This window comes from Planctobacterium sp. AWH2_060, from assembly GCF_056158425.1.
Map to the genome: position 1 here is coordinate 804,652 of NZ_JBSWTG010000001.1, position 15,889 is coordinate 820,540.

The 15,889-nt window shown below is 46.0% G+C and carries 17 protein-coding genes and 1 tRNA gene; 12 read left to right on the forward strand and 6 right to left on the reverse strand.

Features of this window, described 5'->3' with window-relative positions:
* Nucleotides 1–18 precede the first annotated feature (18 nt).
* From ACXAD8_RS03555 to ltrA, 4 genes are all read left to right on the forward strand, one after another.
* Entirely contained in the window at nucleotides 19–807 is a 789-nt protein-coding gene (locus ACXAD8_RS03555) for a TatD family hydrolase (RefSeq protein ID WP_475224987.1), read from the forward strand.
* A 108-nt stretch (nucleotides 808–915) separates the two neighbouring features.
* A complete protein-coding gene (gene trhO / locus ACXAD8_RS03560) occupies nucleotides 916–1,902 on the forward strand; it encodes an oxygen-dependent tRNA uridine(34) hydroxylase TrhO (protein WP_475224989.1) in 987 nt (328 codons plus the stop codon).
* A gap of 94 nt (nucleotides 1,903–1,996) precedes the next feature.
* Nucleotides 1,997–2,245: an EF-hand domain-containing protein gene (locus ACXAD8_RS03565; RefSeq protein WP_229527361.1), complete on the forward strand. Its 249-nt coding sequence runs from the start codon at nucleotides 1,997–1,999 to the stop codon at nucleotides 2,243–2,245.
* A 799-nt stretch (nucleotides 2,246–3,044) separates the two neighbouring features.
* A complete protein-coding gene (gene ltrA / locus ACXAD8_RS03570; protein WP_475224992.1) occupies nucleotides 3,045–4,328 on the forward strand; it encodes a group II intron reverse transcriptase/maturase in 1,284 nt (427 codons plus the stop codon).
* An 84-nt stretch (nucleotides 4,329–4,412) separates the two neighbouring features.
* Here the strand turns inward: ltrA and ald are convergent, their stop codons facing one another.
* Nucleotides 4,413–5,543 carry an alanine dehydrogenase gene (ald, locus tag ACXAD8_RS03575; RefSeq protein ID WP_475224995.1) on the reverse strand — a complete coding sequence of 377 codons (1,131 nt, stop codon included), beginning with the start codon at nucleotides 5,541–5,543 and terminating at the stop codon, nucleotides 4,413–4,415.
* Nucleotides 5,544–5,674: 131 nt separating this feature from the next.
* Between ald and lrp the strand changes: the two genes are divergently transcribed.
* The 7 genes from lrp (at nucleotide 5,675) to ACXAD8_RS03610 (ending at nucleotide 12,567) form a co-directional block, all read left to right on the forward strand.
* On the forward strand, nucleotides 5,675–6,160 hold the full coding sequence (lrp, locus tag ACXAD8_RS03580) for a leucine-responsive transcriptional regulator Lrp (RefSeq protein ID WP_475224997.1): 486 nt from the start codon (nucleotides 5,675–5,677) through the stop codon (nucleotides 6,158–6,160).
* Between the two features lie 62 nt (nucleotides 6,161–6,222).
* Nucleotides 6,223–8,784, forward strand: a complete 2,562-nt coding sequence (locus tag ACXAD8_RS03585; protein ID WP_475224999.1) for a DNA translocase FtsK — start codon at nucleotides 6,223–6,225, stop codon at nucleotides 8,782–8,784.
* 3 nt (nucleotides 8,785–8,787) lie between these two features.
* Nucleotides 8,788–9,402 (forward strand): outer membrane lipoprotein periplasmic chaperone LolA, encoded by a 615-nt coding sequence (gene lolA, locus ACXAD8_RS03590; protein WP_475225001.1) that lies wholly within the window; start codon nucleotides 8,788–8,790, stop codon nucleotides 9,400–9,402.
* Nucleotides 9,403–9,419: 17 nt separating this feature from the next.
* Entirely contained in the window at nucleotides 9,420–10,703 is a 1,284-nt protein-coding gene (locus ACXAD8_RS03595) for a replication-associated recombination protein A (protein ID WP_475225004.1), read from the forward strand.
* Nucleotides 10,696–11,076, forward strand: coding sequence for a fluoride efflux transporter CrcB (gene crcB / locus ACXAD8_RS03600; protein ID WP_475225006.1), 381 nt, complete (start codon nucleotides 10,696–10,698; stop codon nucleotides 11,074–11,076). The genes ACXAD8_RS03595 and crcB overlap by 8 nt, the downstream gene beginning before the upstream one ends.
* 9 nt (nucleotides 11,077–11,085) lie before the next feature.
* Nucleotides 11,086–12,381 carry a serine--tRNA ligase gene (gene serS, locus ACXAD8_RS03605; protein WP_475225008.1) on the forward strand — a complete coding sequence of 432 codons (1,296 nt, stop codon included), beginning with the start codon at nucleotides 11,086–11,088 and terminating at the stop codon, nucleotides 12,379–12,381.
* Between the two features lie 48 nt (nucleotides 12,382–12,429).
* Nucleotides 12,430–12,567, forward strand: a complete 138-nt coding sequence (locus ACXAD8_RS03610; RefSeq protein ID WP_229527353.1) for a hypothetical protein — start codon at nucleotides 12,430–12,432, stop codon at nucleotides 12,565–12,567.
* Nucleotide 12,568: 1 nt separating this feature from the next.
* On the opposite strand, the gene ACXAD8_RS03615 is transcribed toward ACXAD8_RS03610, so the two are convergent.
* From ACXAD8_RS03615 to ACXAD8_RS03635, 5 genes are all read right to left on the reverse strand, one after another.
* Complete coding sequence (locus ACXAD8_RS03615) at nucleotides 12,569–12,907, reverse strand: TusE/DsrC/DsvC family sulfur relay protein (protein ID WP_475225011.1); 339 nt, start codon at nucleotides 12,905–12,907, stop codon at nucleotides 12,569–12,571.
* Nucleotides 12,908–12,918: 11 nt separating this feature from the next.
* The gene (locus ACXAD8_RS03620) at nucleotides 12,919–13,188 is read right to left on the reverse strand and encodes a DsrH/TusB family sulfur relay protein (RefSeq protein ID WP_475225013.1); all 270 of its coding nucleotides are present in this window, start codon (nucleotides 13,186–13,188) and stop codon (nucleotides 12,919–12,921) included.
* The gene (locus ACXAD8_RS03625; RefSeq protein WP_475225015.1) at nucleotides 13,185–13,541 is read right to left on the reverse strand and encodes a DsrE family protein; all 357 of its coding nucleotides are present in this window, start codon (nucleotides 13,539–13,541) and stop codon (nucleotides 13,185–13,187) included. Before ACXAD8_RS03625 ends, ACXAD8_RS03620 begins: the two co-directional genes overlap by 4 nt.
* Before the next feature lies 1 nt (nucleotide 13,542).
* A complete protein-coding gene (tusD, locus tag ACXAD8_RS03630) occupies nucleotides 13,543–13,923 on the reverse strand; it encodes a sulfurtransferase complex subunit TusD (RefSeq protein WP_475225018.1) in 381 nt (126 codons plus the stop codon).
* An 83-nt stretch (nucleotides 13,924–14,006) separates the two neighbouring features.
* Nucleotides 14,007–14,675 (reverse strand): Bax inhibitor-1/YccA family protein, encoded by a 669-nt coding sequence (locus tag ACXAD8_RS03635; RefSeq protein ID WP_475225021.1) that lies wholly within the window; start codon nucleotides 14,673–14,675, stop codon nucleotides 14,007–14,009.
* 246 nt (nucleotides 14,676–14,921) lie between these two features.
* Between ACXAD8_RS03635 and ACXAD8_RS03640 the strand changes: the two genes are divergently transcribed.
* Nucleotides 14,922–15,013: transfer RNA gene (locus ACXAD8_RS03640), tRNA-Ser, on the forward strand.
* Nucleotides 15,014–15,889 lie beyond the last annotated feature (876 nt).

Genomic DNA, 15,889 nt, shown 5'->3' on the forward strand with positions numbered 1-15,889 from the left:
GAAATACCGGAGCTTGTAATGTTGGTGGATTCCCACTGTCACCTGGATAGATTAGATAAAACCAAAGAAGAACTAGTAGATATTATCAAAGCCGCCAATAGCCAAGGCGTAGAGCACTTTTTATGTGTTTGTGTTTCCGTCAACGATTTTAATTCTATGATGGACATGATATCTGGCTTGCCCAATGTTTATGCAACTTGTGGCGTGCACCCTTTGCATCAGGATGAAGCCTGTCCCCAAGATGAGCTGTTAAAAGCAGCGCAGGCCGACAACGTAGTGGCAATTGGTGAAACCGGCCTGGATTATTTTTATTCTCCGGAAAGTAAATCTGTACAGATCCAGTCTTTTGTTGAACATATTCAGGTGGCCAATCAGCTCAATAAACCCCTGGTTATTCACACCAGAGACGCACGTGAAGATACAATCTCATTGTTAAAGCAGCACGGCGGTGAGCAGTGCGGAGGCGTGTTGCATTGTTTTACTGAAAATTGGGAAATGGCTAAAGCAGCGTTAGATCTCGGCTTTTACATTTCTATATCCGGAATTGTGACCTTCAGAAACGCATCCGAGCTAAGAGATGTAGTGAAAAAAATACCGTTGGACCGATTGTTAGTCGAAACCGATTCCCCCTGGTTGGCGCCAGTCCCGCACAGAGGCAAGCAGAATCAACCTGCCTATGTAAAAGATGTTGCACAGTTTATTGCGGACCTGAAACAAATACCGTTGGAAAAACTGGCCCAGACCACCACAGATAACTTCTTCCAACTATTTCCCATGGCTTCCCAACGCCCGGCCAAATTTGCATAAAAACGCCTGTTAAGCTAGAATCCGCGCGCTTTTTGTACGCCGTATGCTGTCCATACGGCGTGAGTTTTTAATTTGCACCGGATTAAAGATCCGGATAGCGGAGACAATATGAATCAGATCGTTATCTGTGCCATGTATAAATTTGTGGCATTAGACAATTACCAGGAAATACGTCAACCCCTGTTAACCTTTATGGAAGAGCAGGGTATTAAGGGCACACTGCTACTCGCTAGCGAAGGCATAAACGGTACAGTATCCGGTACCAGAGAAGCCATTGATGCCTTATTGGCATATCTTAATCAGGATGAGCGCATCAACCCGATTTCCTTCAAAGAGTCATTTGAAGACACGCAACCCTTTTATCGCACTAAGGTCAAACTGAAAAAAGAAATCGTTACCATGGGGGTGGAAGGCATCGACCCGCGCAAAACGGTGGGAACCTACGTTAAACCCGAAGATTGGAACGCGCTAATCGCTGATCCTGAAGTGACCGTTATCGATACCCGCAACGATTACGAAATTGGCATTGGTACTTTTAAGCACGCAATCAATCCAAAAACCGAGACTTTCCGGGAGTTTCCTCAGTATGTCGCCGACAACATGGATCCCAATAAAAACAAGAAAGTTGCGATGTTCTGTACTGGCGGTATTCGCTGTGAAAAGTCCACTGCCTTTATGAAAGAGCAAGGCTTTGAAGAGGTCTATCACCTGGAAGGCGGTATTTTAAAGTATCTGGAAGAGGTTCCTAAAGAGCAGAGCTTATGGGAAGGTGATTGCTTCGTATTTGATAACCGGGTGGCAGTAAACCACGACCTGGAAAAAAGCCACTACGACCAATGTTATGCCTGCCGCCTGCCAATTACAGAAGAAGATAAGCAAAGCGATAAGTACGAATCAGGCGTATCCTGTCCCCATTGCTACGGTAAACACAGTGATGAGCAGATTGAGCGTTTTCGCGAAAGAGAAAAGCAAATTGCCTTAGCAAAAGCGCGAAACGAAGAGCACATTGGTACAGAAGCGCGAGATGTTATGAACAAAATGCGCAAGTTAAAAATTAACGAGCGCCGTGCCCAACGCCAGGCTGCAAAAAGCTAAGTGGAGCTAAGGGCACATGCTGTAAAGCAAGTGTAGACACCAGCGCATTCAAGCGTTTAAACTGGGTAAAAGAACAGAAAACGGAAGCTTACTGATGAGCGACACAAAAGAAATAGATCAAGAAAAAATTAACCAGATCCGTGAAGAGTTTGATTTCTTCGACAACGACAAGAACGGCGAAATCGATTTTGGTGAATTTTTTGAACTATTAAAAGTAATTTCACCTAAAGCTAAGGAATCACAGGCGCAGGAAGGCTTTGCGCTGATTGATGAGAACGGCGATGGCAGTATCGACTTTGACGAGTTTCTTGCCTGGTGGCAGGACAATTGGTGGGAATACTAATTGTAATACCCGTTAGGTAACCTTAAACAAAAAAGCGCCGACTAATGTCGGCGCTTTTTTTGTTTGCCCAGCGAAGCTGGCAAACCCGTCAGGTTGAAAGAAACCTGAATCACCCCGACTGAGGGGAAGATAATCCAAATGGCAAGGGCGTTGCTGGCTAACGGCAAGGTCTGAAGGAAGCCATAGGAAGTCAGAGGTACACAACGAAAGTGAACCTGATTCGGCAAAGCAGGAGGGTAAGCGTGCAAAATAGCGTGAAGCCCGATACTCAGTCAGTTCTGTTTTGTGCTTGAGGGTGGGATCTCTGACAGGGAGCCAGTGCAGTAACTGGGGAAGCCTGACACCGTCTCTGGTGAAGAGCCAGAATCATCTGTACGAGGGGAGACTCAAGGCAGGTGTTGGTGCGAGGTGGCAGATGAATCCGTAGTAGTGAGTAAGGCCCGGCCTGTGAAACCCAGTAATGGTGTGGAGGATAAAACCGAGCTGACCATTAGCATAGTGTCTGATGGGACACTGACTGGCCAAAAGCTTATCAGTGTTGCGAAGGGAGGAAGCATACTTCAAGTCTGTGATGAACAGATGTTTTTTTTTAGTGGTACACGAGTCGGTTAGCTATCGAAGTCTTCCTGTCTGGTTTGTGGTGGAAACCGCAGACTGGAACATGAAACTGTACACGGGAGTAATGTTGTGCACGTTAAGTAGATTGCCATTGTGCCAGCACGCTTTACGACAACATGAAATATACCAACGCAAAGAAAGGATATCCGTCCCCACACAGCACACAACCTGAGGAGGCAAGGTGAGAGTTTATTACAGTTTGTATGGGCAACTGCTTAATAAAGAGCGCCTGTACAAAGGATTCAAAAAGGTAAAGAAAGCGAAAGGCGCGGCCGGAACAGATGGGCAGAGCCTGAGCGACTTCGCCTTAAATCTGAGTGATAATCTTGACCAACTTGTCTGTGAACTCAAAACCAGAAAGTACAGTCCACAACCTGTCAGGCGGAAAGAAATACCGAAAGACGATGGTGGTACACGATTACTGGGGATCCCAGCAGTACGGGACAGAGTAGTCCAGCAGGCCCTGTATGATCTGCTTATGCCGCTCTTTGATGCGCAATTCCATCCATCAAGCTTTGGATACAGACCGCATCGAAGTTGTCACGATGCCATTAATAAAGCCACGATGTTCATCCGTCGCTACGGACTGGAGCATGTTGTGGATATGGACCTGTCGAAGTGCTTTGATAAGCTCGATCATGAGATTATCCTTGAAAGTATCCGAAAGCGAGTCACAGATGGCAGCGTACTGTCACTGATAAATCAGTTCCTGAAAAGTGGTGTAATGGTAGATGGTTACTGGCAGCAGAGCGGCTCAGGAAGCCCGCAAGGTGGTGTGATAAGCCCACTGATAGCGAATATCTATCTGGATGCGTTTGATCAGGAGATGAGGAAGCGAGGGCACCGAATAGTGCGCTATGCCGATGATATTCTGATCTTCTGCCGAAGTCGTTCTGGAGCAGAAAATGCACAGAAACAGGCGACGAAGCTACTGGAGAAAGGGCTGAAACTGACAGTTAACCAGGCGAAATCTCACATTGCTCATAGCGATGAGGGAGTGAAATTTCTGGGTGTTGAAATTGGGCGTCAATACACCCGTATACAACCTCAGAAACTCGCAGCGTTTAAAAAGAAGTTGAAGCAGATGACGAAACGCAATGGTGGCAAACCGCTGTGTGCAGTTATCAAAGAGTTGAACCCTGTTTTAAGAGGGTTTAGCCAGTACTTCAGGATTGCCAATAGCAACAGGGAATTTTCTAAGATAGCGAGATGGTTGAGGCGCAGGCTTCGCAGTATCCAATTGAAATTATGGAAGAAACCAGCGAAGCTGCATCGAAGACTGAAGCAGCTTGGTTATAAACCGCCGTTCAGGTTTATCCAAATGAACAGTTGGAGAAATGCTCATAGCCCTCTGGCCAGTTATGCGATGCCAAATCAATGGTTCAACGACCTTGGTCTGGTCAATTTTGAGCTAATTAGGACGGGGTATGTGTTCAGCGCTTATGCTGAATGGAAGTATGCATGAGCCGTATACGAGGTCCGTACGTACGGTTCTGTGAGAGGGATGAGGCGGTGACGCCTCACCCTACTTGATATCAGACTTTCATGCTTACAGCGATAATGCCTGTACTGCGTCCATGTATTCCAGACCCAGTTGCTCACCCAGAGCATCGGTAACTGCTTTGTAAGTGACTTTGCCTTTGTGCACGTTAAGGCCAGCCAATAGATGTGGGTCGTCCAACATGGCTTTTTTCGGGCCTTTATTTGCCAGAGCCAATCCAAATGGCAATGTCGCATTGTTCAGGGCCATTGTAGATGTACGGGCAACACCGCCTGGCATGTTGGCAACACAGTAGTGCACAACGCCATCAACGATATACACAGGATCCTGGTGTGTTGTAGCTTTAGAAGTTTCAAAACAGCCGCCCTGATCAATAGCAACGTCAACTACAACTGAACCTTCTTTCATGTTTTTGATGTGCTCTCTGGTTAACAGCTTAGGTGCTGCAGCTCCAGGGATTAACACCGCACCAACGACCAGATCAGCTTTTGAAGAGTAATGCTCAATAGCATCAACCGTGCTGAATACGGTTTTAACCCGGCCATCAAAGATATCGTCCAGGTCTCTTAAACGCGGCAGAGAACGATCCAGAATAGTGACATCCGCACCCATGCCTAATGCCATTTTTGCAGCATTAGTACCAACTACGCCACCACCGATGATCAAAACTTTGCCCGGTGCAACGCCAGGAACGCCACCCAACAGAGTACCGCTACCACCTTGTGCTTTTTCTAAGAAGTGGGCACCCGCCTGAACAGACATACGACCCGCTACTTCACTCATTGGTGCCAACAGAGGCAACGCACCAGTGCGATCGGTAACCGTTTCGTATGCGATACAGGTTGCGCCAGATTTAACCAGCAAGTCAGTTTGTGTTGGATCCGGAGCTAAATGCAGATAGGTGTACAGTGTCTGACCTTCAGACAACATTTTACATTCGTTTGGTTGCGGCTCTTTTACCTTAACGATCATTTCTGCTTTTTCAAAAATAGACTCAGGTCCAGCAGCGATAGTTGCGCCAGCTTCCTGATATTGCTCGTTAGTAAAACCAATTGAGGCGCCTGCATCCGTTTCCACCATCACCTGATGGCCGTGCATAACAAACTCTTTAACCGCTGCAGGAGTTAAACCAACACGGTATTCGTGATTTTTAATTTCTTTTGGTACACCAATCAACATAGCAAGTAGGGTCCTAAATTCGTTAGAAAATATGTTTGATGAGTATAGGTAAAAATATACAGAATGAATGACTTTATTTTGCTATATTCTCAGATAATATATCTAAAAAAGTTAAAATAACGATATTAAATATGCTGGTAAAAACGCCAAAAGACCTCGATCGTATTGATCGCAAGATACTTGTAGAATTGCAGAACGATGGCCGATTATCTAACGTGGAGCTGTCCAAAAGGGTGGGCCTTAGCCCGACTCCTTGCCTGGAACGGGTTCGCCGGCTGGAAAATCAGGGTTATATCACCGGTTATGTGGCCCAGGTTGCCCCGGAAAAGCTGGGGGCTGCCATGTTGGTGTTTGTGGAAATCACCCTGGTAAAAACCTCGGTGGATATTTTTGAAGACTTCTCCAATGCGGTAAAAAAGCTGGAAGACATCCAGGAATGTCATCTGGTATCCGGTAACTTCGATTACTTGTTGAAAACCCGTGTTGCAGATATGTCGAGTTACAGAAAGTTATTAGGTGATATACTACTCAGGTTGCCAGGAGTAAGTGAATCGCGCACTTATGTGGTAATGGAAGAAGTAAAGCAATCGACTTATGTTAAGATAAACGTGAAATAAAAAGCTGTGCGCAACAGTTAACATAATAAATAACAAGATTAATAGGGAAAGTAGCTTTCATAATGGCTCGTTTAAGTGGTATGCAAAGACTTATGGAAGTTGGCATGATCGTGTCGGCTGGCTTTGCATTGTTTTTGTTCCTCTCCGTTGCAACCTTTAACTCAGCTGATCCGGGTTGGAGTCAGACCGGGTTTTCTTCAGATGTGCGCAATGCCGCAGGCCCAGCAGGCGCCTGGGTTGCCGATGTACTATTCTGGTGTTTTGGTTATCTGGCCTGGGTGATCCCCTTTGCCACTGCCTTTGTGGGCTGGTTTATGTTTCAGACCAGCAAATCCGTTTATGAGTTGGACTACCTCACCATTGGGTTGAGGTTAATTGGTGCCATTACTTTGCTAATCGGTCTTACCGGCATTTTAAGTATCAATGTTGATGATATGGTAACTGTCACCTCTGGAGGCATGATAGGCGAAGCCATCAGTCATGCACTCATTCCGTTTTTCAGTCTGGTGGGAACCAATTTACTACTACTTTGTTTTGTTTGTACCGGCTTTACTCTGTTGACCGGTATTTCCTGGCTCAGCATCATCGATGGTTTGGGCTTTTATAGTATCTGGTCGTGGAAAAAAACGGCTCAGGTTCCGTTGCTGCTTGGATTTGACGGTAGTAGCAGCCCGAGATTGGCAGACAAGAGTAAAGATAAGCAACTAGCCACCTCACGCGCCAACTCCCACAATATTGAAATCACCAGTATGCGTCCTGAACCAGACCTGGATGATGATCAGGAACAGGAAGTGGTGCAGGAAGATTATGATGTGCCAGAGCGCAAAGAAGATAAGTTCGAAGCCGGCAAATCAAAAGACGAAAAAGGTCATAGTTTCTCTGCCATTACTAATTTGTTTAAACCGAAACCAGTGACGGTTGAGGTGGTTTCCGAAGAGGTACCGGAGCGCAAAGAGCCGGTTATCAAAGCTGACAATGCCACTGCGCCTGCAACACCAAAACCGGATACAACAAGCGATTCAGAACCTGTGGCCGCTGAGACCAAAGAACCGGCTAAACCCGCTGTGACAGTCGGGGTTCCCGGTGCCAAGCCACTGAAAACCTTTAAAGACCTGGAAGATGTACCGGAAGGTATCGTTCCTTCGTTTGACCTGTTAGACCGTCCCAATAAAAAGCAAAATCCGATTACAGAAGAGGAGTTGGAACAAATTGCCCGTCTGGTGGAAGCCAAGTTGGCAGACTTCAACGTCGAAGCACGAGTTGTAGGTGTATTTCCTGGACCTGTTATTACCCGCTTTGAACTGGATTTGGCTCCTGGGGTTAAGGTCAGCAAAATATCTGGTTTGGCAAAAGATTTGGCGCGTGCCATGTCGGCTATGTCAGTTCGGGTGGTAGAAGTAATCCCAGGAAAATCCGTTATTGGTCTGGAGCTTCCCAACAAAACCCGAGAAACCGTATTTTTAAGCGAAGTAATTGGTGGACCGAAATTCCAGTCTAACCCATCTAATCTCACCATGGTGTTGGGTGCTGATATTTCAGGAAACCCGGTCGTGGTGGACTTGGCCAAGATGCCACACTTATTGGTGGCGGGTACGACTGGTTCCGGTAAGTCAGTTGGGGTTAATGTAATGATCTTATCATTACTCTATAAATCCACACCGGAAGATGTGCGCTTTATCATGATCGACCCGAAAATGTTGGAGCTGTCGGTGTATGAGGGGATCCCTCACTTGCTGGCAGAAGTGGTAACCGACATGAAAGAAGCCGCTAACGCGCTGCGTTGGTGTGTGGGAGAAATGGAACGTCGCTATCGCTTGATGTCTGCGTTAGGGGTGCGAAACCTGAAAGGCTACAATGCCAAGGTATTGAAAGCGAAAGAGCAGGGCACGCCAATCAAAGACCCGCTTTGGTCTTCGGAGCAAAGTATGGATAGTGAAGCACCGGAACTGGAGAAGCTGCCTTCTATTGTGGTTGTGGTGGACGAATTTGCCGACATGATGATGATTGTGGGCAAAAAAGTAGAAGAGCTGATCGCCCGTATTGCGCAAAAAGCACGGGCCGCCGGTATACATCTGATATTGGCAACGCAGCGTCCGTCGGTGGATGTTATTACCGGTCTGATAAAGGCTAACATTCCCACCCGGATTGCCTTCCAGGTGTCGTCTAAGATTGATTCCAGAACCATACTGGATCAACAAGGTGCAGAGGCACTACTGGGTATGGGTGACATGCTGTATTTGCCACCAGGGACCGGCGTACCAACCCGTGTGCACGGTGCGTTTGTGGATGATCATGAGGTTCACGCGGTAGTTGCTGATTGGAAGAAACGCGGTGAGCCTGAATATATTGATGAGATTTTAAACGGCGAAGCGACGGCTGATGTGATGTTACCTGGTGAACAGGCCGAGAACGAAGATCAGGAATACGACGCCTTTTATGATGAAGCCGTGGCCTTTGTAACTGAAACCCGCAGAGCTTCAGTTTCCGGCGTACAACGTAAATTTAGAATTGGTTACAACCGTGCAGCTCGTTTAGTGGAGCAAATGGAGCAAAATGGCGTAGTATCATCGCCAGGGCACAATGGTAACCGGGATGTATTGGCGGCACCGCCACCTAAGGATTAATTGATGATAAGAAAGATCACCAGTTTGTTAATAGCGCTAACCCTGACACACAGTGCAGTGGCCAGCGATGAAAGCAAAGCAGAATTAAAAACCAAATTAGCGCAGTTGCAATCTTTCAGCGCTAAATTTCAGCAAAAAGTATCAGATGCGTTGGGCGAAGAACTGCAAAACGCTGAAGGTATTTTGTTATTGAAACAGCCACAAAAGCTATACTGGGAGTCATTCGAACCGAATGAAATGCAGCTGATTGCCGATGGGGTAACGCTGTGGCACGTAGATCCTTTTGTCGAGCAAGTTGTTGCTATTGATCAGCAAAACGCAGCACAAGACCACCCGGTAATGCTGTTAGCACAACCAGATTCGCCAATGTGGCAACATTATCTGGTGGAGGAAAGCAAAGAAGATAGCTTCACCATGAAAAGTCTTAAAGCTGACAGCGACTTTATTTCCCTGACGTTAACCTTTACCGAAGGCAAGCTCACCCAATTAGCAATTTTGGATAAGATGGAACAGACCAACCAGTTAGTCTTTTCTGATGTAAAACAAAATCAATCGGTTAGCGACGAGCGCTTTGCTTTTACCTTACCTGAGGGTTATAGCCTGGACGACCAGCGCTAATTCAGGGTAGCAGCACAATGCAACAATCAGGTTCACCGCTTGCGGCGCAACTAAGACCTAAATCTTTAACCGATTATATCGGCCAGTCTCATTTGCTTGGTCAGGGTATGCCTTTGCGCGCTGCATTGGAGGCGGGTAACCTGCATTCAATGGTTTTTTGGGGACCACCCGGCACGGGTAAAACCACGATGGCGGAAATGGTAGCCGCTCATAATGACGCCCAATTGATACGCCTATCCGCTGTTACCTCTGGGATTAAAGATATCCGCGATGCCGTCGCTACAGCGCAACAAAACCGCGCGCAGTTTAATCAAAAAACCATCTTGTTTGTGGACGAAGTACATCGCTTTAACAAGTCTCAGCAAGATGCCTTTTTACCCCATATTGAAGACGGCAGTATCGTTTTCATCGGTGCTACCACCGAAAACCCGGCCTTTGAACTAAACCGGGCACTGTTATCTCGGGTGCGTTTGTATATTCTGGAAAAGCTCAGCAAAGCAGAAATACAACAAGTCATCACACGGGCTGTGAGTTATCTCGATACCGCTATTACTGATGATGCACTGGCGCTGCTCAGCGATTTTGCATCCGGTGATGCTCGCCGTGCGCTAAATTGTCTGGAACTGGCTGACAGTGTTGCCAAGGGCGAAATCACCCCGGTTGAGATCAAATATGCCGTCGAAGGACGAGTTGTCCAGTTCGACAAACAAGGCGATCACTTTTACGATTTAATTTCCGCTTTTCACAAGTCAGTGCGCGGCACCAGTCCGGATGCAGCACTGTATTGGTATTGTCGCATTTTGGAAGCCGGTGGCGAACCGCTCTATGTAGCACGACGACTGCTGGCCATTGCATCAGAGGATATTGGCAATGCCGATCCGCGAGCTTTGCAAATCGTCGTGAATGCCTGGGATATTTTTCATCGCGTTGGACCGGCTGAGGGCGAAAGGGCAATCGCCCAAGCCACTGTGTATTGTGCCAGTGCGGCGAAGAGTAATGCGGTTTACAAAGCCTTTAAGGCTGCCCGGCGATTAGCTGCCGAAACCGGTGATGTTGAAGTACCGGTGCACTTGCGCAACGCTCCCACTCAAATTGCCAAACAGCAGGGCCATGGTCAGGAATATCGCTATGCTCATAACGAAGATTTTGCCTATGCCGCGGGCGAAAACTACTTTCCACAAGAACTCAGTGACCAAAAATTTTATTTTCCGGAAGCGCGAGGCCTGGAAAAACAAATCCGCGAAAAGCTGGATTATTTAGCTGAGCTGGACAAAAACAGCCCTAACAAACGCTATGAGTAGTTTAAATATTTATCTGTTGGTGGCCGTTGGTGGGGCTTTTGGGGCGTCACTACGCTTTTTTATCTCACAAATCATGCTGCAATGGCTTGGCAAGGGGTTTCCTTTTGGTACACTGCTGGTCAATGTTGTAGGGTCATTTTTATTGGGCTGGGTTTACAGCCTGACCGAACACGGCCACCTGGAAATTGTTCCCTGGCGCACGTTGATTGCGATAGGGTTTTTAGGGGCTTTTACAACTTTCTCTACCTTTTCTGTAGACAGCCTGCTGTTGTTACAACAGGGCCACTACCTGAAAGGTGTTCTGAATATATTTTTGAATCTCAGTTGTTGCCTGGGCGCTGCCTGGGTAGGACTACATATTATTAAGGGTTAATTAAACACCATGTTGGATGCAAAATTGTTGCGTACGGACCTGCAGGATACCGCTGATAAACTGGCGGCGCGCGGGTTCAAACTTGACGTTGAAAAATTAGCTGCATTGGAAGAAAAAAGAAAATCACTGCAGGTTAAAACACAAGAATTACAGAATGAGCGCAACGTCCGTTCCAAGTCGATTGGTAAAGCCAAAGCATCCGGCGAGGATATTCAACCATTACTAGCCGAAGTGGGCAAACTGGGTGACGAACTAGACGCAGCTAAGCACGAGCTGAGTGCGTTGCTGGAAGAAATTCAGCTGATTTCGCAATCGGTACCCAATGTACCCGACAGTGCTGTGCCTGCCGGTAAAGATGAATCTGAAAACCAGGAAATCACTAAGTGGGGCACACCCAAAACCTTTGATTTCGAGGTTAAAGACCACGTGGATATCGCTGCTGGCCTAAACAACGGTGCTGACTTTGAAACAGCGGCTAAGCTTACCGGTTCTCGCTTTGTGGTGATGAACGGTAAAGTAGCCAGATTACATCGTGCCCTGGCACAGTTTATGTTGGACACACACACCGCCGAACATGGCTACGAAGAGTGTTATGTGCCACTGCTGGTTAACGACGAATCCTTGTACGGTACTGGTCAATTACCTAAGTTTGGTGAAGATCTGTTCCATACTAAGCCTGCTACCGAAGAAGGACAGGGCCTGGCGCTGATCCCAACTGCCGAAGTGCCACTGACCAATATAGCCAGAGACGTTATTTTTGACGCCAAACAGTTGCCGGTAAAAATGACTGCGCATACACCTTGTTTCAGAAGTGAAGCAGGGTCTTATGGTCGCGATACCCGCGGTCTTATCAGACAGCATCAGTTTGATAAAGTGGAATTGGTGCAGTTGGTTGAGCCAGCTAAATCCATGGAAGCTTTGGAAGAACTTACCGGGCACGCTGAAAAGATTTTGCAATTACTGGAGCTTCCTTATCGCAAAGTACTGTTGTGTACAGGTGATATGGGCTTTGCCAGCTGCAAAACCTACGATTTAGAAGTGTGGTTGCCAGCGCAAAATACTTACAGAGAGATTTCCAGCTGCAGTAATATGGGCGATTTCCAGGCAAGACGGATGCAGGCTCGTTATCGCGCCGCCGACAATCAAAAGCCTGAGCTGATTCATACCCTGAATGGTTCTGGATTGGCTGTAGGTCGTACGCTTGTGGCAATACTGGAAAACAACCAACAAGCTGATGGCAGTGTGGTTATTCCTAAAGCATTGCAAAGCTACATGGGCGGGCTGGAAAAAATTTCAGTAGCGTAATACTATCCGATAACAAAGTTATCGGATAAAAGTATCACAGGGGTCGTTATGGCAAGAAGTCGTGAGTTTAAACAAATGATGAAATGGATATATTGGTTATGTATACTGGCCATCATAGGTTTTATCGGTTACATCGGTTTTGAAATATTCGTGACCGTAAACGAAGGCATGGGCCAAAAGAACTAACTCACAGGCATTTAGCCGGTTTTGGCAATCCGGCAAGCTTTGTTGCTTGTTTAGCCGCACCTTTAGGAAACAGTCGATGCAGATAACGACTGTTTCCTTTATCTTCCCCTAGTTTCTTTTTCATGGCGTTTACCAGCGCTCTGATTGCCGGGCTGGTATTAAACTCCAGATAAAACTCGCGAACAAACCAGACGACTTCCCAATGACTATCGGTTAATTGGATATTTTCAGATTCCGCTAACAGCGGCACCATTTCCGCGACCCAATCTTCAACGTTTTGTAAATAACCGTTTTTGTCCAACGGAATGCTTTTACCATTAAATTCTAATGTATCAGACATTAATGTTTTCCTTACCACGACAGGGTTTTGTCGTATTCTGCTATAAGCGCTACTAATTGCGGGTAATTGATTTGTTCCAGCTCGGTATTGTGCTCTGTCATCCCTCTGAGCTGCATATCTTCTTGCAGCACATAAACTTTTTGTTGCAGGGGAAAGCTGCCATCGGCCAGATAAACGGCTTCAGCCATTAATACCAGCGCATCTTCTGGCGTAATCAGATAAGCCTGCTCACTGAGAAGGTCAAATCCGGTATTGTTGGTTAACAGGTGTAGGGTGCTCAAAATCGAATTACTTGTTGATATTCAGAAAGTGTCAGCGACAGATCCGCCGGGGTTAGTACCTGCACAAAATCAGGTAACTCCTGCTGGTTGATATTATGCCGTTGCAAATCTAATTGACTGGCATAAATGTCTTCGATGTCATAAAAGGACAGCGCTGCAAAGCTTTTGGTGAAATCTTTTATTGAGGTACCGTTAGTATTGACGGATGCCAGTTGCCGAACGCCACCAGAAACAAAGAACAAAGCTGTGGGAATTTCAAAGGTGCCCAATACCATTGCCATATCCACGGCGTCTTGCCCGGAGGTGTTGGCAAAAGGCGGCTGAGTAATAACTAAAGCGATTCTATTGGTCATATTAAAACTGAATAAAGTGCTTAGCAGTTTGGCTTAACTGGCTGAACTCTGCCAAGCCGCCAGCGTGAAAGGGGGCAGTGAGGTTAAACGCATTGGCATGTTGCGCATCGTCTTTGGTGATCACGCCGCGTTTAACTGCCGCAGTTGCACAAACAATCAGTTCCACATTGCTATCCTGAGCCAGTTCTGTCCATTGCTTGTGAAGATTAAGCTCATCACCGGGCGGTTGAATAAAAGCATTGGCGTTGTGAATACCCTCGCCATAAAAGAACAGCACCACCTTATAGGATTGCTCAGCTGCTGCTTTCGCGAATTGTAAAGCGGAATAACAATTAGCCGAGGCAGTTGGTGAGCTGGTTACTAAAATCAGGAATGTTTTCATAGCGATAGTTTACTTTATCAAACCGTAAAAACAAAACACCCCGCAAAAGCGGGGTGTTTTAATTGACTCTGTTTAATCAGAGATTAATCGTCGCCACCAAACGCGCCTAACAGGTGCAGAATAGAGGTGAACAGATTGTAGATGTTCAGGTATAAAGACACCGTGGCTCTGATGTAGTTAGTCTCACCACCGTGAATGATACGGCTGGTATCAAACAGGATCAGACCCGACATGATAAATACGATCGCTGCACTTACTGCCAGAGACAACGCTGGAATACCCATAAAGATATTGGCGATGCTGGCCACGATGGCAACAATTAAACCTACCATCAAAAAACCACCCATAAATGAGAAGTCTTTCTTAGTCGTTAATACATAACCAGACAGAGCGAAAAACACTAATGCCGTCGCACCTAATGCCTGCATAATTAATGCACCGCCACCTGGCAAGCCAAGGTAAGCGTTAAGCATTGGCCCTAAAGAGCCGCCTAATAAACCGGTGAAAACAAAGATCCAGGCTAAGCCTGAAGCTTTATCTGCTTGTTTGTGAACGATAAAGAGACACACAAATGCACCAAGAGACATGCCTAAAGCCGCCATTGGTGAAAGATTCATGCCCATGGTAATACCGGCGCAAATGGCACTGAATATAAGTGTCAGGCCAAGAAGCATGTAGGTATTACGCAGAACCTTATTGGTCTCCAGTACTGAAGGCCTTGAACTGGCAGAATACACTGAATTTTGTTGCATCGTTAAACTCCGTAGTTAGTCAGCAAAAAATAGATATTATTATCTAACGCTAGTTTTAGGGTTTCGACCACATTTTTCAACTAAAATTCACTGTTTAGTGGTCGAAAAAGCGTAACCGGATATTCGATTTTTCCTGATTAGCTAATTATTTGGTCAATTTGATTAAAGTTAAGGCAGTCGGACAAATTAATGGAAATTAACCCTTTACAACCCTAAATAACATCATTAATATGCGCTCCACAATTTGGAGAGATGGCAGAGCTCGGTTGAATGCACCTGACTTGAAATCAGGCGTGGGGTTAAACCCACCGGGGGTTCGAATCCCTCTCTCTCCGCCAAATTTAGTAAAGAGGCTGCCGTAAGGTGGCCTTTTTGCTTTCTACATTTTTCTTTGGGGGCGCTTCCCTAAAACCCCCTTTTGCCCATGGCGCGAGAAAACACAAGCCTGTAGGTGGAACTTCAGTTCGACAAAGCAAACTGAATCAACCACCGTTGTCCGATAACAGTCAAACCCTTATAGAACTGAATTTATTCAGACACCGCTACCAAATTCAACCACCGCTGTTCGAATGAATTCGTATCTTCAGCCAATCTTCAGGTTTACCTGCTCTTTCGGCTTATCTCGCGAATGGACCTGATTTGACCGGACTTCGAACACTACAACGATTGGTGAATCAACAAATTTTGAATGGGTGTCATGTTTAAATTCAATGTTTAAATTTCTTTTTACTGAATTTATTCTCCACAACAGAAGAAGACCGTTTCCAGGTCTTCATTTGAGTTTAAGGTTGAGCGAGATATTAACTATTAGTTATATTAAGCTTGAATTGCACTGGCCCAAAGGCTACCGTTTCACAAAAAATACCTTTTTAATCAATGGAAAAAATCAAAAAGTGCCGATGTGGCTGCAAAGCTACGTTACCCATGCAATCAAAAACTTGCCCGGAAAGGTGGGTAATTCGCTGTAGTTTTGAGCATTGCAAGGCTGTTAACTACGGTGTTGGCTTACCGGATACCATAAAAGGTTGGAATCGATTGAGTTCTGGGTTTTACCGTTAAGCCTCTGATTGTTGAATTAATGGTCAAATTCTTCGCGATTTGGTGCCACCATAAGCAGTAGTCGGCTAATTTGGATATTTTTACTTGCCCAATGACGGTCTGTTGATTAAATTCTATTGTTGTATTGTGTAAAACAAGAAAAGACTTCCTGTTGT